22 protein-coding genes are annotated in these 22105 nt (G+C 37.1%); 12 read left to right on the top strand and 10 right to left on the bottom strand.

Features of this window, described 5'->3' with window-relative positions; genetic code table 11:
* Positions 1 to 23: 23 nt before the first annotated feature.
* Positions 24 to 1472 (top strand): RNA-guided endonuclease InsQ/TnpB family protein, encoded by a 1449-nt coding sequence (locus tag AC25Y5_RS09975; protein ID WP_488140140.1) that lies wholly within the window; start codon positions 24 to 26, stop codon positions 1470 to 1472.
* Between the two features lie 237 nt (positions 1473 to 1709).
* Here the strand turns inward: AC25Y5_RS09975 and AC25Y5_RS09970 are convergent, their stop codons facing one another.
* A complete protein-coding gene (locus AC25Y5_RS09970) occupies positions 1710 to 2051 on the bottom strand; it encodes a zinc ribbon domain-containing protein YjdM (RefSeq protein ID WP_488140139.1) in 342 nt (113 codons plus the stop codon).
* Between the two features lie 394 nt (positions 2052 to 2445).
* Between AC25Y5_RS09970 and AC25Y5_RS09965 the strand changes: the two genes are divergently transcribed.
* Positions 2446 to 3075, top strand: coding sequence for a LysE family transporter (locus tag AC25Y5_RS09965; protein WP_488140138.1), 630 nt, complete (start codon positions 2446 to 2448; stop codon positions 3073 to 3075).
* Between the two features lie 157 nt (positions 3076 to 3232).
* Complete coding sequence (locus tag AC25Y5_RS09960; protein WP_488140137.1) at positions 3233 to 4465, top strand: MFS transporter; 1233 nt, start codon at positions 3233 to 3235, stop codon at positions 4463 to 4465.
* Between the two features lie 79 nt (positions 4466 to 4544).
* Here the strand turns inward: AC25Y5_RS09960 and AC25Y5_RS09955 are convergent, their stop codons facing one another.
* Positions 4545 to 4820 (bottom strand): YqhV family protein, encoded by a 276-nt coding sequence (locus AC25Y5_RS09955; protein ID WP_482100682.1) that lies wholly within the window; start codon positions 4818 to 4820, stop codon positions 4545 to 4547.
* A gap of 213 nt (positions 4821 to 5033) precedes the next feature.
* Between AC25Y5_RS09955 and AC25Y5_RS09950 the strand changes: the two genes are divergently transcribed.
* Positions 5034 to 5660, top strand: a complete 627-nt coding sequence (locus AC25Y5_RS09950; RefSeq protein ID WP_488140136.1) for a LysE family transporter — start codon at positions 5034 to 5036, stop codon at positions 5658 to 5660.
* On the opposite strand, the gene AC25Y5_RS09945 is transcribed toward AC25Y5_RS09950, so the two are convergent.
* Positions 5645 to 6997: an amino acid permease gene (locus tag AC25Y5_RS09945; RefSeq protein ID WP_482105203.1), complete on the bottom strand. Its 1353-nt coding sequence runs from the start codon at positions 6995 to 6997 to the stop codon at positions 5645 to 5647. The two genes, AC25Y5_RS09950 and AC25Y5_RS09945, sit on opposite strands and share 16 nt — an antisense overlap.
* A gap of 264 nt (positions 6998 to 7261) precedes the next feature.
* Positions 7262 to 8251, bottom strand: a complete 990-nt coding sequence (locus AC25Y5_RS09940; protein ID WP_488140135.1) for a YecA family protein — start codon at positions 8249 to 8251, stop codon at positions 7262 to 7264.
* 142 nt (positions 8252 to 8393) lie between these two features.
* On the opposite strand from AC25Y5_RS09940, the gene AC25Y5_RS09935 reads away from it, so the two are divergent.
* Entirely contained in the window at positions 8394 to 10010 is a 1617-nt protein-coding gene (locus tag AC25Y5_RS09935) for an ABC1 kinase family protein (protein ID WP_488140134.1), read from the top strand.
* Between the two features lie 82 nt (positions 10011 to 10092).
* Positions 10093 to 10452, top strand: a complete 360-nt coding sequence (locus AC25Y5_RS09930) for a transporter (protein ID WP_488140133.1) — start codon at positions 10093 to 10095, stop codon at positions 10450 to 10452.
* A 119-nt stretch (positions 10453 to 10571) separates the two neighbouring features.
* On the opposite strand, the gene purU is transcribed toward AC25Y5_RS09930, so the two are convergent.
* The gene (gene purU, locus AC25Y5_RS09925; RefSeq protein WP_488140132.1) at positions 10572 to 11480 is read right to left on the bottom strand and encodes a formyltetrahydrofolate deformylase; all 909 of its coding nucleotides are present in this window, start codon (positions 11478 to 11480) and stop codon (positions 10572 to 10574) included.
* Between the two features lie 238 nt (positions 11481 to 11718).
* On the opposite strand from purU, the gene AC25Y5_RS09920 reads away from it, so the two are divergent.
* Entirely contained in the window at positions 11719 to 11871 is a 153-nt protein-coding gene (locus AC25Y5_RS09920; protein ID WP_488140131.1) for a DUF1540 domain-containing protein, read from the top strand.
* Between the two features lie 160 nt (positions 11872 to 12031).
* Here the strand turns inward: AC25Y5_RS09920 and AC25Y5_RS09915 are convergent, their stop codons facing one another.
* Entirely contained in the window at positions 12032 to 12517 is a 486-nt protein-coding gene (locus AC25Y5_RS09915) for a helical membrane plugin domain-containing protein (RefSeq protein ID WP_488140130.1), read from the bottom strand.
* A 10-nt stretch (positions 12518 to 12527) separates the two neighbouring features.
* Complete coding sequence (fdhF, locus tag AC25Y5_RS09910) at positions 12528 to 15455, bottom strand: formate dehydrogenase subunit alpha (RefSeq protein WP_488140129.1); 2928 nt, start codon at positions 15453 to 15455, stop codon at positions 12528 to 12530.
* A 261-nt stretch (positions 15456 to 15716) separates the two neighbouring features.
* Between fdhF and AC25Y5_RS09905 the strand changes: the two genes are divergently transcribed.
* The 3 genes from AC25Y5_RS09905 (at position 15717) to AC25Y5_RS09895 (ending at position 17813) form a co-directional block, all read left to right on the top strand.
* The gene (locus tag AC25Y5_RS09905) at positions 15717 to 16091 is read left to right on the top strand and encodes a Na-translocating system protein MpsC family protein (RefSeq protein ID WP_482105209.1); all 375 of its coding nucleotides are present in this window, start codon (positions 15717 to 15719) and stop codon (positions 16089 to 16091) included.
* The gene (gene fdhD / locus AC25Y5_RS09900; RefSeq protein ID WP_488140128.1) at positions 16078 to 16866 is read left to right on the top strand and encodes a formate dehydrogenase accessory sulfurtransferase FdhD; all 789 of its coding nucleotides are present in this window, start codon (positions 16078 to 16080) and stop codon (positions 16864 to 16866) included. The genes AC25Y5_RS09905 and fdhD overlap by 14 nt, the downstream gene beginning before the upstream one ends.
* Positions 16867 to 16994: 128 nt before the next feature.
* Positions 16995 to 17813 carry a S1C family serine protease gene (locus AC25Y5_RS09895; RefSeq protein WP_488140127.1) on the top strand — a complete coding sequence of 273 codons (819 nt, stop codon included), beginning with the start codon at positions 16995 to 16997 and terminating at the stop codon, positions 17811 to 17813.
* A gap of 85 nt (positions 17814 to 17898) precedes the next feature.
* On the opposite strand, the gene AC25Y5_RS09890 is transcribed toward AC25Y5_RS09895, so the two are convergent.
* The 3 genes from AC25Y5_RS09890 to AC25Y5_RS09880 form a co-directional block, all read right to left on the bottom strand.
* Complete coding sequence (locus AC25Y5_RS09890; protein ID WP_488140126.1) at positions 17899 to 18051, bottom strand: YfhE family protein; 153 nt, start codon at positions 18049 to 18051, stop codon at positions 17899 to 17901.
* 139 nt (positions 18052 to 18190) lie between these two features.
* Positions 18191 to 18916, bottom strand: coding sequence for a hypothetical protein (locus AC25Y5_RS09885; RefSeq protein ID WP_488140125.1), 726 nt, complete (start codon positions 18914 to 18916; stop codon positions 18191 to 18193).
* Positions 18906 to 20246 carry an AAA family ATPase gene (locus tag AC25Y5_RS09880; RefSeq protein ID WP_488140124.1) on the bottom strand — a complete coding sequence of 447 codons (1341 nt, stop codon included), beginning with the start codon at positions 20244 to 20246 and terminating at the stop codon, positions 18906 to 18908. The genes AC25Y5_RS09885 and AC25Y5_RS09880 overlap by 11 nt, the downstream gene beginning before the upstream one ends.
* Before the next feature lie 179 nt (positions 20247 to 20425).
* Here AC25Y5_RS09880 and AC25Y5_RS09875 point away from each other — a divergent pair, with 179 nt between their 5' ends.
* Complete coding sequence (locus AC25Y5_RS09875) at positions 20426 to 20845, top strand: DUF4395 domain-containing protein (RefSeq protein ID WP_488140123.1); 420 nt, start codon at positions 20426 to 20428, stop codon at positions 20843 to 20845.
* Between the two features lie 202 nt (positions 20846 to 21047).
* Entirely contained in the window at positions 21048 to 21974 is a 927-nt protein-coding gene (locus AC25Y5_RS09870; protein ID WP_488140122.1) for an MBL fold metallo-hydrolase, read from the top strand.
* Positions 21975 to 22105 lie beyond the last annotated feature (131 nt).

The following is a 22105-nucleotide window of genomic DNA, read 5'->3' as shown; positions in this document are numbered from 1 at the left end:
TTAAGGAAGGCAGGTGACGAACTATGGGGCCGAATAAAGAATATCGAACTTTTCAAATCAACATTAAAAATGGCCATAAAATGTATACTTATTTCGATGAACTTTGTCTAAATAGTAATAACTTGTATAACACGACAAATTTCTTTATCAGGCAGATATACACTTCTTTAAACAATGAAGGTGTGTTACAACCTTTACAAATAGAAGTAATGGACACAATTCGTGACAATATTGATAAAATGAATGTCAATCAACAAAAAGCTTATCTGAAAAAATTAGAAAACGAACAAATGAAACCAAGAGACGAACTAAAAGAAATAAAGGTAAATCTATTTGAACTGCCTTCAAAAGAAAAGTCCTTCTTAGGTTACAATTTTCTGGATTGTTTATTTAAAACAATTAAACAAAAAGACTATTATTCATTACCAGGTCAGATAAATCAACAAGTTCTTAGAAATGTCGTGCAAAATTGGACTAGTTTTTTCGCGAGTTTGAAAGACTTCAAAAAGAATCCAGAAAAGTATACGGCTAGACCTTCTATTCCTGGTTACCTACCTAAAGGAGGCAGGAAAGAATCAACTCTTTCGAATCAGATTTGCAAAATTAAAGACGGTAAATTCCTGAGCTTTCCAAAAACCAAAAGAAAAATAAATATCGGTAAGTTAGCAAATTTCAATGGTAAGTTTCAACAAGTGAGAATCATACCCAAGCACAATTGTTTTACTGTTGAATTAGTGTTTTTAGTCGAGTTGAAAAAACAAATATCTACCAAAATGGAACGATGCATGAGCATCGATTTAGGTCTTGATAACATTGCAGCGCTAGTGTTTAATACAGAGCACGTTCCAGTCCTTTTTAAAGGCGGTAAAGTTAAATCGATCAATCAATGGTACAACAAAATGCGTGCTTATTACTACGCGGCTCTTGGTAACGGTCAAAAACCAAAAGAAGGAAACTTCCATTCCAAAAAATTAGTGAAATTAGATTCCGTAAAACATAGACAAATCAAAGACTTTTTCCATAAAGTTAGTTTCAATATCGTGAAAATAGCCGTGGAAAGAAACATTGATGCAATTGTTATTGGCAAGAATGTGGGTTGGAAACAAAAAATAGAATTAGGGAAAAGAAATAATCAAAACTTTGTTCAAGTGACACACTCATTGCTAATAGAATTAATCACTTACAAAGCGAATGCCGAGGGTATTTCAGTAATTGTAACTGAAGAAAGCTACACATCACAGGCAAGTTTTGTAGATGAAGACATTATTCCGACCTACAAATCGGGGAATAATGCAAATCACATTTTCAGTGGAAAACGATTAAAACGCGGTATTTACCGTACAAAAAGTAAAACATTAATAAATGCAGATGTGAATGGTGCAGCAAACATCCTAAGAAAAGTAGTGCCGAAAGCATTCGCTAACGGTATAGCGGCTGTGTGTTCCCAGCCTCAAGTGGTCAATGTGCGATAGCATCAACCCTGAAACCCGTGACTTCAGTCGTGGGAGGTTCATATAGTTATCATATACCAGCATATGAAAGTGTAATTTTCCTCGTATAATACCCTATTAAGTACCAAAAAAGAGACTCTCAAGTATATGGAGTCTCTCCTTTGCAGTACTTCGTGACATAAAGAATACGTGAATTAATGGAAGTTTTATTCTGTACTTACTTATGAAAGAAATTGAAGCCCTTGCATGAATAGCTTTCTATAATTTTTTAACAAATTCAGTTTTAAATTTCATAGCTCCGATTCCATCAATTTTACAATCAATATCATGATCCTCATCTACCAAACGTATATCTTTTACCTTGGTTCCTTTTTTAACGACTAATGAACTTCCTTTTACTTTAAGATCTTTGATCACTGTCACAGAATCACCATCGGATAAAACATTTCCATTGCTGTCTTTATAAATCTTTTCAGGTTCACTACTTTCGGATTCTGATTCAAAAGACCATTCATGAGCACATTCTGGACAAATGAGAAGTGTCCCATCTTCATAAGTGTATTCTGAATTACATCTTGGGCAATTTGGTAGGTTTACCATTATTTCATTTCCTCCATTCATTATCGGTATTTCAACGAGACATATATTGCTAGCAATTTACTCTCAACAATTTTAAAAATATATAGGGGTGCCTTATATGCTTATATACTGCCACAGTCTTGTCATATTGACAAGCTAGCTTAAACATTTCTTCACATAGCTTCACTTTTCGACAACGATCCATTTTCGACAAAATAGTTCTTAACGAATCAGCTATATAGGAAGTCTTTAATCGGATATACGAAGCTATTGCAACTTAAGCTCATGTTAAAAAAATACCTCCAGGCAGAAAATTCAACCACAAACATTACTTTAGAATTTCCCCTTTAAATAGTCCTATAAGTAATTGTCTTTGAATAAAATGCAAGGACATCATATTATTGGAGGGCTATTCATGAATTCTATATTCACCTATATCTTTTTAGGCATATCTATGGCTACACCAATTGGACCTGTTAAATCCGTCTTATTAAATACGGGTATTAAAGGTGGGTTTTTTCATGCTTGGTTTTTTAGTCTGGGTGCTTTGACAACCGACATCATGTATATGTTCATAGTATATTTTGGCGTGGGTCAATTTATTGATTCGCCTTTAATGAAAATAATTCTTTGGTCGTTCGGCTGTTTTGTACTTATGTATACGGGTATAGAAAATTTACTATCACTAAATAAAATTGAGATGAACTTAAGATTTGGAAAAAGAGTCAGACTTAGAAAATCAATACTATCAGGTTTCTTCATGTCGTTGTTGAATCCACTTACCATCCTCTTTTGGCTAGGAATCTATGGTTCTATCCTCGCGAAAACAGTTAGTGCTTCTACAGAATATCAAATTATTTTAAACAGCATTGCAATTTTGGTTGGTATTATGTTTGTGGATTTAATAATGTCCTTTTTATCTGGTGGCGCTCGTAAATTATTATCCACCAAGTTTTTGAAGATTGTTTCCATTATTTCATCCGTATCCATGATCGGATTCGGAATATACTTTGGTCTTCAGGCTTTTCAAACGTTATTTTTATAAACCATCTTAAAATTTCATAAGAATCATTTCTAATTTTTACATAGTATCTTCCCTAGTTATTTGAATAATTCAAAAGATAAATATTAAACGCATAAATTGCACAGGCAAGGAAACCATACCTTTACTAATCAAAATCAGGAATTATTGAGGTGTGGTAATGGACAAAAGTGCAGATAAAGTAAGTGTATGGTGCATTGTAAGCATGGCTTCAATTCCTCTCGTCATGACGCTTGGGAATTCCATGCTTATTCCAGTGCTCCCGATACTGGAAGAAAAAGTTGGTATCACATCATTTCAGTCTAGTATGATCATTACAAGCTATTCAGTTGCGGCGATTTTTCTAATACCAGTAGCCGGTTATTTATCAGACCGCTTTGGTAGGAAAATGGTGATATTGCCGAGTTTAGTCTTCGCTTTAATCGGTGGTCTGATCGCCGGATTTGCTTCATGGAAAATGGATGACCCATACACAATGATTATTGTGGGACGGATTCTGCAGGGAGTAGGAGCAGCTGGAGCCATGCCAATCGTTTTGCCACTCGTAGGTGACCTTTATCAGGATGATGATGAAAAAACGAGTTCTTGTTTAGGTATTATTGAAACGTCGAACACGTTTGGAAAAGTATTAAGTCCAATCTTAGGTTCAGTATTTGCTGCTATTTTATGGTTTCTTCCTTTCTTCTCCATCTCAGCACTTAGTTTAATTTCCTTTGCCCTCATCTTTTTCTTCGTTAAAGTCCCTAAAGAAAAAGATGAGCCAGTAAAGTTCAAGCAATTTTTAAGTAACACAAAAAAAGTATTCAAAGTGGAAGGTAAATGGTTGTATACTGTATTCCTTAATGGAGTCCTTGTAATGCTTATATTGTTCAGCATGTTATTTTTCTTATCAGAAAACCTTGAAAAAGTTCATGATATAAAGGGTATTAAAAAAGGATTCGTTTTGGCCATTCCACTTCTGCTACTTTGTATTGCCTCCTTTATTTCCGGTCGTAAAATTAAAGGTAATCTCAAGACGATAAAAAAAGTAATGATTATTTGCTTGATTGCGATGTCCGCCAGCGTCATATTCGTCGGGTTTACAAGCGAAAAACTTATCCTTCTGTTAATCGTAACAAGTATAGTCGGAATTGCGATTGGTGCATTATTACCTGCACTTGATGCGATTATTACAGAAAATATAAAAAAAGAGTTAAGAGGAACCGTTTCTTCTTTTTATAGTTCGGCAAGGTTTATCGGCGTAGCAGCAGGTCCACCTATTATGTCACTCGCTATGAAAAACTTTCTCAATGTCAGTTACATTACGGCAGGTGTATTAGGGATTATCCTTGTGTTCATTGTCTTTAAGTTCATCAAAGTCGAGGAAATTGAAAAATCAAATAAAACAACATAAAAATAAGGACCTAATAGCTATTATGGCTGATTGGGTCCTTTTATATTAAAATATGTAAATAACATGTATTGCTGCATTCTCATTCAGATTTTAAACTAAAAATTATAAGAAATATTCCACAAAAAAGGCATACTATTCTCGTCAATGACACTTTTTCAGCGAGACCAAGTAATGCAATTCCTGTCGTAACAATTAGAATTACGGGACCCACTAAGGCTAGTAGCGTATTGATATAAAAGGCTTTTTCTAAATCATTGAATTTAAACATTAATGCTGCAGCTGTTATCTCTATACTTCCCGAAATTAGTCTTAATGTAATGATCAAAACAAGTGCCTTTTCAATAAATGGAACCACATCCCTTGCTTATATTCATACCTAATATATGCAAGAAATCCAAGAACTATTTTCATTCTTGAATCAAATTTGCGACCTATATTTTTATTACAAGCCGTGGGCGGGTATGAAATAACCATTTTCCCTTCACTATAATTTCTCCTTTATAATAGTTGTACAGGTCACTCCTTTCGAATAGGATGCATAGACATCAATTTAAGGGAGGATTATTGCTTGAATTCAATAGCTGCCTATATCTTCTTAGGTGTATCTTTAGCTGCGCCTGTAGGACCTGTTAATGCTGCGCAGCTGGATACAGGGATAAAAAACGGATTTTTTCATGCATGGATTTTTGGTATTGGAGCATTAGTTGCCGATGTCTTGTACATGATCATGGTTTACTTTGGCGTTGGTCAAATAATTGAGTTCCCTCTCGTAAAGATCATTCTTTGGTCATTTGGTTGTTTTGTTCTTACATATACGGGAATAGAGAGCTTACTCTCACTGCATAAAATTGAATTGGCTTTAAGGTTCGGTAATAAAACACGCCTCAGACGTTCCTTATTCTCTGGTTTTTTCATGTCACTATTGAATCCCCTTACAATTCTATTTTGGCTAGGGATTTATGGTTCAGTCCTTGCCGAAACGGCCAAAAATTTCACAGGCAATCAAATACTTATCAATAGCGTAGCCATCATAGTCGGTATCATTTTATGGGATACTATAATGGCAACTATCTCAAGTGGCGCCCGCAGATTTTTATCCACCAATCTTTTGAAAGCCATTTCCATCTTTTCGTCACTAGCTATGATTGGATTTGGAATTTACTTTGGTATTCAAGCTTATCATGCGCTATTTTGAGCTTCTTCTCTCTTCCATCTCTTTCGCAACAATAAGACAACTATTCCAATTACCGCGAGAAATCCTAAGCTGATAAAAAAGCCAGGCCGACTTGTTTGATGAAATAATGTTCCGCTTACAGCTCCAAAAACAAGAATCATTCCAATCACTCTTTTCACCTTATCTGCAGTAGTGGTCTCGATTAATCTATGGTACATCGTTAAGATGAAAAACCAATTATAAAGGAGCATTAATGCTGCGGCAGTGGTTATATATTCATATACTTTATCAGGCAATAATAAAGATGTGACTATAGAAAGAACAAGACCGGTTGATGTTAAAGCAATTGCAAATAACGGCATTTTGAACTTCTTTTTTGTTTGTTTACTGAATATTTTAGGGGCATCCCCGTCTTCTGATATTGTCACAAGTATCGTGGTTACCGAAAAAAGAGACGCAGACATCGTTGAAAAACCGGCAATAATAATTGCTGCAGTAAACACATGCGGGAAAAATTCGATATTGCTAACTCCTGATAACGCTTCAACAAATGGGCTTTTGTTCTCCCTGAACTTATCGTATGGCATTAGTAATAGTGCTAAGGATAATGCGGTAACGTATATTACTCCAAGCAACCCCAACATCACTTTCCCTGATTTAGGAGCGTCTTCCTTATTTTTCAGATGAATTGCCATCACGCCCATTACTTCAATTCCACCGTGAGCATAAAAGGCAAATAACAGTGCGCTCCAAAACCCTGTTAAACCGTTCGGAAAGAATTCATTTACTGTTTCTGGAATTCCTGCATTTTGGTCGCCTTCAATTGTCCCGGTCAGCGCTAAAATGGCGATCACGATAAACATAAAAATAGCGGCGATTTTCATTACAGCATATACGCTTTCTAATTTCCCAAACGCTTTTGCACCAATAAAGAGAACAATTAAACCACAAACTGCATAAATCGATGCGAATATCCATAATTTTACGTTAGGGAACCAAAACCCAGACAAGATTGAAATCGCCGTAAGCTGACTGCCAATAATGAGTATTTCGGAACACCAGTAAACCCAGCCACTACAGAAACCTGCCCAACGTCCATATGCTTTTTTTGCATAGGTCCGAAAAGACCCCTTCTGTGGATCTTTTGCAGACATTTTCGCAAGCGCTTCAAATACAATATACGTTGCAGTTGCAGCCATTATAAAGGCTAGGATAACAGAAGGTCCCGTCATTTTAATCGCAAAACTTGAAGCTAGGAAAAACCCTGTACCAATAATGCAACCTACTCCAATTAGGGATAATTGCCACCATGTAAGGTTTGCTGCTTCATCCTTATCACCTGACGTTTTTTTACCCATTTCCACACCTCCATATAAAGATAGCTTCCCACAAGAAAGTCGATTTATGTGCTGGTGAAATGATGAAAAAACTTCTTATGAGACATTGGATTCAGCTTATTAAAATTTTCAGCTCACACAGTTCCCCCGAAGAAACATCACTACTAAAAAAGTCCCGTGATACGATTGTTACTCGCATCATGGGGCCGATTTCTATTTCAGGATTTTAGAATCTCATTCCGATTAAATTTATTATTTATGACGCTAGAGAATCTATCCTGTTGTTTATTTATTGCTTTGGTAATACTCGTTTAATTCATTGTAATACCTGTTCAATGAAGAAGTGGATACCTTAAACCATTCTGCAATCTGTTTTATGTTCATGTCTAGAGGTTCAAAAAATGAATTCTCCTGACCAAATCTAATTGCTCCAGCTGCTATAGCTACTTCTTTACGTGCATTCGGCTGCTGCTCTACTAAGTAATCCTCTAGTAGATCCAATAGCATTTCGGATTCTCGTTCATTATTGTCTAAAAAATCAAGTACTACCTGGATGACACCTACTTCAAAATCGGTAAATTCGCTTCCATCATATCCATCTTCACCAAGCAATTTCCAAAACGAAATTCCATTTTCCTTAAGAAAAGAGGAAATTGAATGTTCATGTTGCATCTCAAATTGTTGTACGAACTCGTCAAACACTTTATCATGGTCAGTCGGGAAAAATATCAAACTTGAAATCGCCAAATAGTGATTATCAATAGATGATTCGTCCGGTAGAATGAAACAATATACATGTACATCCATGGGAACAGGTTTTTCACTTTCACGCCTTAAAAGTATTGTTTCTTGCCCGAATATATTTTTTACGGATAAATATTTTTCATCCACATTCACTACCTGACCAATAAATGCTCGGGGATTGGACCATGTTTCTAAAACTTTTAGTACTGAGGGGCGGATAACTTTCTTCTGTAGTTTGCCTAGATAGCTTTCCCAAATATCAGGTTTTTGATGGAAAAAGAATTCATCCATTACAATCGCTTCAATCATTTCTACTGCTATATATTGCTGAAGTGGTTCACTCCACTTTTTCACGAGTCTTAAAAATTGATTTAAGTCTTTCTTTTCAGGGTATTCTTCATAAAAAGCTTGCAAAATCATTTCTAATTCGCTCGATTGTGCTTCTTTTACTGAAAAATCTTTATTCGATTCACAACACTTTTTATACTTCTTTCCACTGCCACACGGGCATGGGTCATTACGTCCAACCAAAAAAACACGTCCTTTTATTAAATAAGAATACATTTAAGTCTAACATGTCTATTCCAGAATAATAAGTACCTCTTTTAAGTCTACCATTTTGGACGTTAAAAGCTTAACTGTCTATAATGGAATACATCGGGAGGCAAATTATATGAATCATTTAGCATTTTACCGGATTTTCCGAATTGTTTGGATGTCCGTGAAATTCTTCACCCAAATCATGGCTTTTCAAAGTAGATATAGGGGCCGCTTTACGCCTTCAGTTAATAAAAAGTGGGAAATTCTTGTAACGAAACAAGCGAAAGAATATAAGGAAATCGCGTTAGAGCTAGGCGGTTTAATGATTAAAATGGGTCAATTCTTGTCAACACGGGCTGACATTATGCCTCAATCGTTCATTGCAGAATTGGAAGGTTTAACAGATCATGTGACACCAGTTCCTAAAGAAAAAGCGATTAGACTCCTAGAGGATGAATGGGGTACGAGCTTCGATGAATATCTCGAAACCCTTTCTGATGGACCTATTGCTTCGGCCTCTATTGGTGAAGTATACAAGGCCACATTAAAAGATGGAACTGCTGTTGCCGTAAAAATTCAAAGACCAAATATCGAACGAATTCTACGTGTCGATTTTCGTGCTATGAGAATTGTTATTTGGTTAATAAAAAGGTTCACTTCATTCAGTAAACAAATAGATTTCACCTTATTGTACGGAGAAATGGTTGATACAATTGGCGCAGAGTTGAATTTTTTGCAGGAGATGAAAAACGGACGAAGCTTTTCAGAACGCTTTACGATTATGCCAGGTGTTCGTTTTCCCGTCTACTATGATGAATTCTCCACGCGTCGCGTTCTTGTTATGGAATGGATTGAAGGGGCTCGCATTACGGATATTGCTTTTCTGAAGCAGAATGACATCAATCCCCGTGAACTTTCGGAACGACTTGTCCGATTGTTTCTAGAGCAAATACTTGAAGGTGGTCAATTCCATGCTGACCCACATGGCGGTAATATTTTAGTTCAGCAAGATGGAACGCTCTTTTTAATCGATTTTGGGATGATAGTAAACATTACTCCTGTCGAGGCCCGTTCGATATTAGAAATAATTGAAGGGATTATTTTCAAACAGTATGATCAAGTGTTGGATGGATTGGAAGCTTTGAAATTCTTGTTACCAAATGCGGATCGAAGCATATTGGCAGAGGCAATTGAAAGTGTTGTAAACGCCTACGAATCGAATGACTTAAATGAAATGAATAGTTTTGTGATTGACCGTTTACTCGATGATTTAAAAGAAATAATCCGTACACAACCGGTACAGCTTCCGTCAGAGTTCGCTTTTTTAGGGCGAGCTGTCTCAATTTTCATAGGTGTTCTTCATGTCTTGGATCCACAAGTTGATTTACTTGCAATTGGAAGACCGCGAATAGTGGAGTGGGCGAAGAAACAAACAATCGGAGACGGTTCATATTCAAAAGATGATGCAAAACGTATTGCACTCAAACTCATTGGACCTTTGCGAGCACTCCCAAATAAATTAAATACGTTCCTCGATGAACCGACACGCATGCGCGAATACATGCAAACGCGGGATTCCAGGAAAGAGATTGAGCGCACTCGTTTACAAACACGTATGTTTGCGGGAATCATTGCAGTATTGTCCCTTACAACTATCTTTTTCAGCGTCTGGGACGAACAAATGCCTCTACTTGCAACATCAGGATTTTTCTTCGTCTGTGCCTGCTGGGTGTTTAGACGATCTAAATAAATAGACATAAAATGATTGACGTTCCTAATTTTCTTTACTCACATATACTAAGACGAAGCTAACTTAAAGGAGGAACTCAATATTGAATGAGAATCAAATTCCCGAGCCATTAAATCCGAATAATGCAGAACTCCCTTTTGGACAGCCACATTACCCGAAAAGCGATGAACACATTCAAGATACAAAAAAAGGTTCAGCACCTACTAATCCCCCACCATCAACGATGCCTCAGCATAAAGGTGGAGTACTTACAGTGGACCCAGGCGCACTGCGCGGTTGCTTATATCGCGATACCTTTATAAAACTCAAAAACCGCAGTTCATTTTGGTATCATCCAACATACATCGATTATTTAGCAACAACTGGATATAAGTGGAATGGATTTTCCTGGATTCCTTGGGGTACAGATTTAGACCAAATCGTTACTTTCCAATGCACATAAGTTACATTAGTTAAACAACAAAACGACCAGTTTCTAATTGGACACGAAGTTAACTACTATCGTGTTTAAATTTGAAACTGGTCTATTTAATTTTGGGGATTAGAAGCTGCAATCACTTTTTAATGAAATACTATTGTTTTGTTACCTTCTACAATAATTCGATTTTCAAGATGCCACTTTACAGCTTTCGCAAGAACACGACGCTCAATCCGACTACCTATTTTCTTCAAATCAATGATGCTATCACGGTGGTCTACCCGTTCAATGTCTTGTTCAATTATGGGACCTTCGTCAAGATCATTCGTTACATAGTGGGATGTCGCCCCAATTAGTTTCACACCACGATCGTATGCACGCTCATATGGTCGTGCACCAATAAATGCAGGAAGGAAAGAATGATGAATATTAATAATCTGATTCTCAAAACGGCTGACGAAATCAGTCGTAAGAATTTGCATATAACGAGCAAGTATCAATAAATCAACATCATACTCTTCCATTAGGCGAATCTGTTCTTGTTCAACTTCTTTTCGAATGTCTTTGTTTGCGGGAATATATTTAAATGGTATACCTAATGACTCAACGATTCCACGCGCATGCTCATGGTTACTAATAACAACAACTATGTCTGTGTTCAGGTCGCCATTTTGCCATTCCCATAAAAGCTCCATTAAACAGTGAGTCTCTTTTGAAACAAAGATAGCTGTCCGTTTGCGTTCATTCCCATATACAAAATGGTAGTTCATAGAATAATTAGCAGCCACCGATTCAAAATTCTTTTCCATTTCTAATGACTTATTAACCAGACTTTCACAATAAAACTCAATCCGGATGAAAAAAGTACCGTTTTCCGGGTCATTTGAATATTGATTCAATTCGATAATATTGGAATCGTGATTATGTATAAACGTCGACAACATTGATACAATTCCCGGTTTCTCCGGACATTTCACCAACAGGATACCTCTGTTCTCTGATTGTTTTCCCTGACTTTTAAGTTGTAATTCCGATTTTTTATCAATAGACATTTATGAACAACTCCTATGGTTAATTTCGCTAAGTGTACATTATGCTTCATACATAACTTCTAAGCAATGATTTTTATTTAACTTACGATAAATTCTGCTTTAAATCCATATCTGTTCTCATTCAGAAATCTGTAATTGCGACATTTTCAGAAAATAAATTATTAAAAAAGAGTACAGTTTTTAAAAGGTATCGTTCCTATCAATTCTGTTCATCATAACAAAAAGGAGGTGTGTTACGATGTCACAAGAAATTTTGTGCGAAGTGAAGAACTGTAAATATTGGGGTTCAGGAAACAAATGTAGAGCTAATTCAATTTATGTTGTCAGTCAAAAGGGTAAACAAGCTTCAAGCAGTGAAGAAACGGATTGTAAAACTTTCGTACCAAAGTAAATTAAGCGGATCTTTTTGATTACTAACTAGTATCAACACTTATCTTCATTTAATAACAAGATTATATCTCCAAAAACTCCTTCCTCGACGTGTCGTCGTTTGGAAGGAGCTATTTTTATGCAAATGACACTAATAATTTATCGTATTATAAACATGCAGCTTAATCGTCACCGGCTAATTCCTTCCCCATTCCTTTCATAAAATCTAAACCAAATTTAACAGCTCGGTTAATGTCAGCATCGTTTAAAGCCGTCATTATCTGGAAAATAGTCACCTTCTGTTCGTTGTCTTTATAAAGTTCCGCTTCATGCAGACCACTTTTAATACTAACTCCCAGCTTTGCGGTAAGTTGAGGGTCAATTGATGAAATCACCGATATTGCATTAAGCATATGATTAATGAGATTAGTCACTGGTTCCTTCGACACTTGGTCTACCGCAATTTTAGCAATATCATCTTTCGCTTTCACCATTGCCTTCACGGCATCAAAAACTCCTGCATTGTCCAATTCACCGGTAATTTCAAGTATTTTATTGAGAGCTTGATCCTGTTGGATGATCAATGATTGCAGTTCATCTAATTTCTTCTTTTTGTTTTCTTCTAGTGGTAGTTCTTCTATACGAATAGAAGTAATGGGTACTGCCATTCAACACACCTCACTCTTTATCAGTTAATTGAACATATCCTGGACGCGCCCATTTACGCTCCACTTCTACACCATTTTGTGGATGACGACTTTTATTACGGTGATTCGACTTAGGCAATGGGTTTCCACCGCCTCTTTGAAGTAATTCCATTCGTACCTTCGTTTGTTTATAAGCAGGCGTATTTGTACGCTGATCGACAGCGGGACCAGTTAGGAAGTTAATGGCTGATTCTTTTTCAACCGAGTTCATCGGTAAGAATAATTCATTGTTCTTGACGCGGTCCGTCACGAGAGCCGGCAACTTCAATGCTCCATATGGAGAAACTAGACGGACGAGAGAACCACTTAACACGCCGCGTTCTTTCGCAAGCTCTGGTGAAATTTCAACGAAAACCTCGGGCAATTTCTCTTGTATCCCATCTGATTTATTTGTCATATTACCTTCGTGAAAATGTTCAAGTAAACGTCCGTTGTTAATGTGAAGATCATATTCCTCTGGAAACTCTACAGGTTCAACCCAGTCTGACAAAGCAAAACGTGCTTTTTTATCCGGGAAGTTAAAACCATCCACGTATAGGAGTGGTGTGCTAGCACCGTCAAAACTGCCCCATAAAAAGCTATCCCAGCCTTCCATCACACTAAAATCTGCTTGAGAGAATATTGGTGAGAGACTTGCCATTTCCGCAAAAATCTCGCTAGGATGACTGTAGTTCCATTTTGCACCTAGTCGATTAGCGATTTCTTGAACAATCCACCAGTCCGCTCGCGCTTCGCCAAGTTCTGGTAGTGCTTTGTATAAACGTTGTACGCGTCTCTCTGTATTTGTAAATGTACCGTCTTTTTCAAGTGATGGCACCGCTGGTAAAATGACATCTGCATATTGTGCTGTTCTCGAGAAAAAGATATCCTGTACCACGAGAAAGTCGAGTTTAGACAAGACGTCATGTACGTAGTTCGCATTAGAATCGACAAGCGCCATATCTTCACCTACAATATACATCGCTTTCATAATTCCGTCATCAACGGAATGTAGCATCTGAATATTATCGAGCCCTGGCTTACTATCTATTTTAACGCCGTAAGCCTTCTCAAATTTCTGACGCGCTGTATCATCAGTAACGTGCTGATACCCTGGAAGCCATCCTGGTAGTGATCCCATATCACATGCACCCTGTACATTATTATGCCCGCGAAGAGGATATGCTCCTGCTCCGGATCGACGGTAGTTACCAGTCGCAAGCAACAAATTGGATATTGCAGCTGAAGTGTCCGATCCACCAGTATTTTGTGTCACTCCCATTCCCCAAAGAATACAAGTACCGTCAGCATCACGAATCATTTCAGCTGTTTGAATGAGCATGTCTTTCGACACTCCAGTAACTTTTTCGGCATAGTCAAGTGTATATTTTTCTAATACTTCTTTGAATTCTTCCATGTAATGGACATTTTCATCAATAAATGACTGGTCATGCCATCCATTATCGATCATGTATTTTGTAACTGCCATTAGCCACACTTGGTCTGTCCCCTGCTTCGGGCTAATGAAAATATCCGAGCGTTCCGCCATTTCGTGTTTTCGTAAATCAGCAACAATTAGTTTTTGCCCATGTAATTTATGAGCTCGCTTTACACGTGTGGCCAGTACAGGATGTCCTTCAGCTGGGTTAGCCCCAACAATAATCACTAGACCTGCACTAGCAATATCTTTAATTGTTCCAGCGTCCCCTCCCATGCCAACTGTACGGAACAAGCCGTCCGTTGCTGGGGATTGGCAATAACGTGAACAGTTGTCGACGTTATTCGTTTCAAAAACTTGACGGGCAAGCTTTTGAATCACATAGTTCTCCTCATTCGTAATCTTCGACGAGGAAATGATTCCGACAGCGTCTTTTCCATACTCTTTTTTGATTGTTCCGAGTCTCTGTGCAACCAGGTTCAGTGCTTCTTCCCACGTAGCTTCTACAAAAGAATCATCTTTACGGATAAGTGGCGTCGTAATTCGTTTGTCGCTATTAACGAAATCCCATCCAAACTTCCCTTTAACACATGTAGAAATCGCATTGGCCGGTGCATCTGAAACCGGCTGAATTTTTAAAATTTCCCGGTCTTTTGTCCACACTTCAAATGAGCAGCCAACACCGCAAAATGTACAAACTGTTTTCGTTTTTTTCGTTCTCGTATCGCGCATCGCTGCTTCTGCATCCGAGATTGCCATAATTCCGCTATACCCTGGCTCAACATCTTTAACTAGTTCAATCATCGGCGTTAGAAGCTCCTCTTTCAGCCCCGTCATGAAACCAGCTTCGCCAAGCATTGAGGTTTCCATTAGCGCATTACAAGGGCATACGGTAACACAGTGGCCACAACCAACGCAGGATGAGTCGTTGATTTTCGCTCCCCCATCCCACAGGACTATTGGACGATCCCTCTCCCAATCAATCGACAAGGTTTCATTCACCTGTAAGTTTTGGCATACCTCCACACACTGACCACAAGCAATGCATTGATTCGGATCGTATCGGTAAAACGGATGCGTAAAATCTACACTATCTTGTGTGCACTTTGGTTCATAAGGATACTTTTGGTGTTCAACCTCCATCATATCCACTGTATTATGTATTTTACAGTTGCCATTGTTGTTATCACATACTGTGCAATACAGCAGATGGTTTTCGAGAATCCGATCCATCGCCTCGGTCTGGGCTTCTTTAGCTCGAGTCGAAGAAAGCGCAATGTTCATTCCGGAAACTGCTTTTGTTGAACAAGCACGCACTAGAAGACCATCCACTTCCAAGATACACGTATCACACGTCTCAATTGGGTCTACTTCTGGTAAGTAACATATTTGCGGATGAGAAATTTGATAATGATTGATCACCTCAAGAATTGTCTTGCCTTCCACGAAGTCATATTCGGAACCGTTAATCTTAATTGGCATATTGGCGCCTCCTATTTTATCAATAAAAAACCACCATGAAAAAATACACTAACTTGACAAGTGCACTTTCATAGTGGAATAGTCTTCTAACAGGACATGTTAAATTACCAATCCATTTTTTTCATAACGTTCAATAACGTCACAGCAGTTAATACTGTACCGCCCTCTTTGATACTAGTATATTTGAACATGTAAGAATAATCAATCATTACTTTTTCTATTAATCTGTTTTACTTTTACTTACAAAGGAGGAATAAATAAATGTCGAAAAAGATACATCAATTTAACGATATCATCAGAAAGCTTAGAAAAGATTTATTTGGTAAAGGTCCTGAAAGAATCCACACGGTTTTTGTCGATAATATGATAATTTCCACACTTTATGGGAATTTGACACCGACCGAAAATTTTATTGCTGGTACACAGGAAGGAAAAGAAATGGTCCATACCGCAAGGACTCGAATGATCCAGGAAGTTTATCAAAAATCACCACCTGAAGGCATGGAAGAGCTCGTCGGTGCTAAGTTTGTCCACCTTTTCTCGGACATCAAATTTGAAGATGACATTGCTGTATCCGTATTCCTTTTCGACCGAAATATTGGCCATGAGGGAGGAAAGATAGTTGAAACTAGATAAGAAACGGACTGTTTCTCGTTATTCAAACGAACAATTTTCTAAACAAGAAGACTTAGTTGTAGTCGAACATCCAGTCACCATCAAAATCAACGATCGAGAATTTGCCACAATCGTTTGCTCGCCTGAGTACATCGAGGATATGGCTGTTGGGTTTTTGGTCTCTGAAGGCGTCATTCCTAAGTATGATGATATCAAAGAAATTTGGGTGCAGGAAGAGGTGGGCGTCGTTCATATCAAAACTGTCAAAATGTATCCCTTTTACGAAAAACTATTGAACAAGCGCTACATTAACTCTTGTTGCGGTATGAGTAGACAAGGATTTGTGTTCGCCAACGATGCATTGACAGCAAAAAAGATGACAGAAATCCATGTTAACCTAACACCCGCAGATTGTTTCTTCTTGATGGAGGAGATGGATAGAACTGCAGACCTCTTCCACCAGACGGGCGGCGTCCATAATGCTGCTTTGTGTGAACCAAGCGGTATTGTTTTATCAAGGATGGATATTGGTAGACATAATGCATTGGATAAAATATATGGGCATTGTTTGAAAAATAAAATTCCAGTACGCGACAAAGTTATTGTGTTTAGCGGTCGAATTTCATCTGAGATTTTATTGAAAGTAGCAAAAATCGGCTGTGAAATTGTACTATCAAAGTCAGCACCTACCGAACTGGCGCTTGAACTGGCGGAAGAACTCGGCATTACCATTATCGGCTTTGTTCGACAAAACTCCTTCAACCTGTATACTCATCCAGAGAGAATCATTAATTGACGACGTTTCAATAACGCTTTTTTGAAAACGAAGAAAAATGATATTGAAATAGAGTTTTTCCATATGAAAATCGCAGTTCATGCAGATGTGTATAATGACTATAATGATAATGGTTAGGGTGTGAACTTGTGGACTTAAATGATAGCCATAAGAGTGATTTGAAAGATAAAGACATTTTGGAAGAAATAGAAGACGAAGAATTACAAGTACTCGTTTTAGAAGCACAACGTGAAGCCCTTATAAGAGCGACAAAAGAGAAAGAGAACCACAAAATTAAACGCCCCTTTCCAAAATGGCTTTTCTGGCTCATCTCAATCGTGTTGTTCTTCAATACCTTTGGAATGATTTTTCAAATCTATTCGATTCCTGCTATTGACTTTTTAATAACATCCTCAAAACTATCCCAACAAGATAATATCACGGAATATAAAAAGTCTGTTGTTGTTATTAAGACAGAAGACAGCAAAGGCACCGGCTTTTCAATATCAAATGATGGAATAATCCTTACAAATTACCATGTTGTCGAAGGTAATGATTCAGTAACGGTTCTATTTCCAAATGAGGGCCGTTTCAATGCTGAAGTCATACATACATATCCATCCGTCGATCTCGCTGTAGTAAAAGTGAAAGGTAGTAATTTCCCATTTCTACAACTCGCCGAAAAAACGGAGTTTGGAGATGACGAATCCGTTTACTTCATTGGAAATCCTTTAAGCTTTACTGGCATTGCAAACCAAGGAAAGATTATTGATTATCTAAAACTACCAGATTGGGATATACCTGTCGTTATGATGAAGGCCCCTGTCTATCGTGGGAACAGCGGCAGTCCGGTTATTAATCGTAATGGTAAAGTGATTGGCATCGTATTCGCTACATCTAACGATGATACGTATGGCAATGTAGGTCTATTTGTTCCAATCGATGAGTATTATCGTCAACAGGAATAATTTTATCAATTCAAAAAACGATTGCAGTTATATTGCAATCGTTTTTTGATCCTCTATAAACTATATCAATTTTCTTCCTGACAAATTAGCCTTTTTTATTTTCTTTATCCTTTTTTTCTCCACTTTCAATAGCTTTATCTGCTTTTTTAAATTCTTCATGATACACCACTTCTTGCATCGAACTCAAACCATTGTTTTTAGTCGTCATCTGTTCATGCTGAGGTTTTTTCTCGCTCAAAATTAGACTCTCCTTTCTAAAATCGCATAGTGATACATCAGTATTGCCATACTACACATCTTTTATACGCTAATGTTCATGATTATGGACACTAATTATGAGCATTTCCAGTAGATTACTCGCACGACTTTCAATAACCTCAAAGTTGTTCGGATTGTACTTTTATGAATTCAAATAACAAAGGCACATTACTGAATTTTTGCAGTGATGCTGTATCCACAGTTACTCTTTTCCAGCTTTCCGAATAAGGATCGATTCCTTTCGATTCTGGCATTGAATCCTGCAGAAATTCTTCAATCGGAATCTCAAGCTGTTCAATAAAACGTTCCACTTCAGGAAATTTCCCACCTTTTTCCGGATTCAGATTTTCAAATAAAACATGCTCTAAATTTCTTGAAAAATAGTACATCCGATAATTGATTTCTCCAGAAAGTATTTTATCTGCTGATTTCATCTCATTGATATTTCTACTTCTATCCACATTCCTAACTGCTATTTGCTGTTTCTGCTTATCATGGGGCACAGTAATTCGATCTGTATGATAAACTGTAAGTTCTTTTTGTGTTTCATCTATAATAATAGCCTCTTCTGGAATAAAACAACCATCCATATCAGTAATATGCACAACACAAAATATATCATCGATGCGAAATTTACTTTTTATCATAAACTCTTTCACAGCATTATCAATTACAGACTTGATTGGTTCTTTCGGCTTGTCTAAATCATATAAAATATCACCACGCTGTATATGGAATCGTATATTATGCTGCTCAAAGAGAATGCGCAACCGATTATATAGTAAAACCTCTTCACAACTTCCTTCGACAATTAATATTACAACTTTCTTTTTACTATTCGTCATGTACTTTTCCTGCTTTTCGGAACGCTGTTTTAATATCGAACAAACTTGTTTCTTCATATATTGCTTCTTCCTGTCCTCCTAGTTGTACAGCACGTAAATAGACATCCCTCGCATTGCTCAACTCTTTAACGCCTTTTAGTTGATGGTACCTGTCTTCTTCGTTTAGTGTCGTAAACCATAAGTTTCGAATGGGGAGAACTTCTAATATACGCAAATTATGTGACGTGAAAATAAGTTGTCCTTGTGCATTTTCATTCAATACTTCCAATATTTCACCAAGTAGATACTCAAAAATCCCCGCATCCAACTCATCAATCACTACGCAAGCGTTTGGTTTATTGTAAACGGCTATTAATGTACTTAAAATTGAAATGATTTTCAAAGTACCTTCAGACTCGCTTCGTAGCGGTAGTTCAATCTCCCCTTTTCTCGCAAGAAACTCAAAGCGAATCCCTTCGTTGCCATCACTCAACTTCTGTTTATTGATTTGTCTAACTATTATTCGAAGACCTGGAATTATTGTCTGTAAAACAATATTCGTTTGGGTAACCACTTGATCTATTGTTTCAAATAAATCGATTGGCAACACCATTGTGTCAGTCATTTCATATGGTATATGACCACGTTTTTTTTCCAAATGAACACTAAATGGCATGACAAGATTAGCGACTAACAAACCATATTGAATCGTGTCAATTACATGTAAGTCCTGATTAAAGTTTAGCGATAGACTGTTAATAATTTCGACTTCATGTTCATCAAGGGCGTTGCTATAAACTTCCTTCAGCTCTTCCCTAAAAACTAGAGACGTATAGTTACTCGCAGCCAACCGATTGGCAACAATAACGGAGACTCTGTCAGATTCATTCATTTCATGAATTTTTCTATTTCCAATGACGATATTGTTTTCTTTCTTTGAAATCAAAAGTTTGAATGGGTCTTCTTCTTTGTTTTTTCGGTATACCACTTCTTCTTCAAGCACCTGATATTTCGATTTTCCTGCAGATAAGGAAACGGAATAATTAACGTAAAATTCACCAAAACTGTTTTCCACAATAAATCGAAAAACCAATCGAATTGCCTTTTCTCCAAAATAGAGTAAGTTAAATGTTATTTTAGGAAGTGATGCATCGTGCCGGGCTGATAACAACGTTTTTAGTAGGTTGAAAGCTTCTACCGCAGCTGTTTTTCCAGAACCATTCTGACCATAAAATCCTATGACATCAGCTTTTTCCAAAGTATCGAAAGTTGAATTTGTATGAAATTCACCTCTCTTTACATTTTTCAGATTGTTTATTTCTACATTGGTTATCCTGACTATAGTTGTCATGGAGATCCCCCTATGATTAATACTTCAAGTTCTTTTTTAATTATCAATATGTCCTTTCCGACTCTGAATTATGCATTGTAACTCACAATTTCACATGCTGATTAGATGCTTGAACGTTTTACAATTTGATTAACTAGATATATAATTATATAAAATCCAATAAGAATAGTAGGTTTAAAATGAAAACAATTTCGAAGCCTTTAGTTATGGTAAATCAATGGACAATTGTATTGGCGGTAATTATTGCACTTTTGACACAGTCAGCTTGGATACTACTTATCCCTTTAATCGCGAACCTATCAAGTTTATTGACAGGCTTCCATCCTATTTTGGTAATTGTTAAACGATTGCTCACTAAACCCGCAAATCAGTACGTTCAAGAAGACTATGCTCAATTAAGGTTTAACCAATGGCTGGCTGTCGGATTCCTAATAATAGCAAGTGTTAGTTCACTATTAAAGTGGTCCTTGTTATTTAATATTGCTACAGTTATGGTTGGTCTGGCTGCACTTATCGCAATACTAGGGTTCTGCATCGGTTGTTTTATACGTTTTCAATACCAACAATGGAGTTATCGCAGAACAAACTTTAGGCATTAATAAATACTACAAAAAGCGATTAGTCATTTAGATATCTGACTGATCGCTTTTTCATATTGTCCATTTATGATTTCACTAGTTTCCGCTTACAGAAAATGTATAAATTTTATCCATGTGACTTTAACTTGGTAGTACGGTAAATATTAGTTATAGTTAATGTATAACATAATTCCCCATTTCCAAACCGAAGAGGTGGTTTACATTGAAAAAGAGACGCTATGAAAACATAGGTATCACTGCAACATCATCGTTCAAAGAATTAATTCGTTGGAGAAAAGAAAGATTATCAAAAAAGAAGGATTTATCATATAGAATTCCAGTGGCGAAGGATATTGATGAAACTTTTCTCCAAACAAATCGGTCAATTCCCACGATTACCTGGATTGGACATTCTACATTTCTCATTCAGTTGAATGGTCTCAATATCCTCACAGATCCTGTGTGGGCGAACAGGCTTGGATCCGAGAAGCGTCTCATGCCTCCAGGAATAGCAATCAAAGATTTACCATCAATCGACTATATACTGATCTCACATAGCCATTACGATCATCTCCATTACACTTCGATTAAAAAGTTACTGGGCAATCCGAAATTTCTTGTACCAGAAGGATTGAAAAAAGGTTTCATACGTAAAGGTTTTAAACAAATCATTGAATTTAATTGGTGGGATGAAAAACAGCTAGATGGCCTAACATTCGTTTTTGTACCTGCACAGCACTGGACAAAAAGGACACTTACAGATACAAATACCTCACATTGGGGTGGTTGGATCATACAAGAAACTAGCTATACACTTTACTTTGTAGGGGATAGTGGTTATTTCAAAGGTTTTCAAGATATTGGGGATAAATACGAAATTGATTATTGTCTCATGCCAATTGGTGCATACGAACCTGAATGGTTCATGGAAATGCAGCATGTCAACCCGGAAGAAGCTGTAAAGGCATTCTTAGATACCCGGTCAAATGCCATGATTCCTATGCATTACGGTGCTTTTCGTTTAGCTGATGACACACCAAAAGAAGCCCTTGACCGCTTACTAAATGAATGGAAGAAAAATGCTTTGGATGAACAACGGTTATATGTTTTGAAAATCGGGGAAACATTAAAACTCATAGAAAGTGAGTAGTTATAATAAATAGGTTTATTGTGGGCAACTAGTGATATTCAAAATTAGAGTTAATCAAGAGACAAGAGCATTAACAGTGCAGCTCTATGGTTCATCCTATTTAATGTTACAAGAAGGTTATGGTCATTTAG

The sequence above is a fragment of the Sporosarcina sp. Y1011 genome, assembly GCF_057669885.1.
This window is presented reverse-complemented; position numbering and strand designations above follow the sequence as displayed.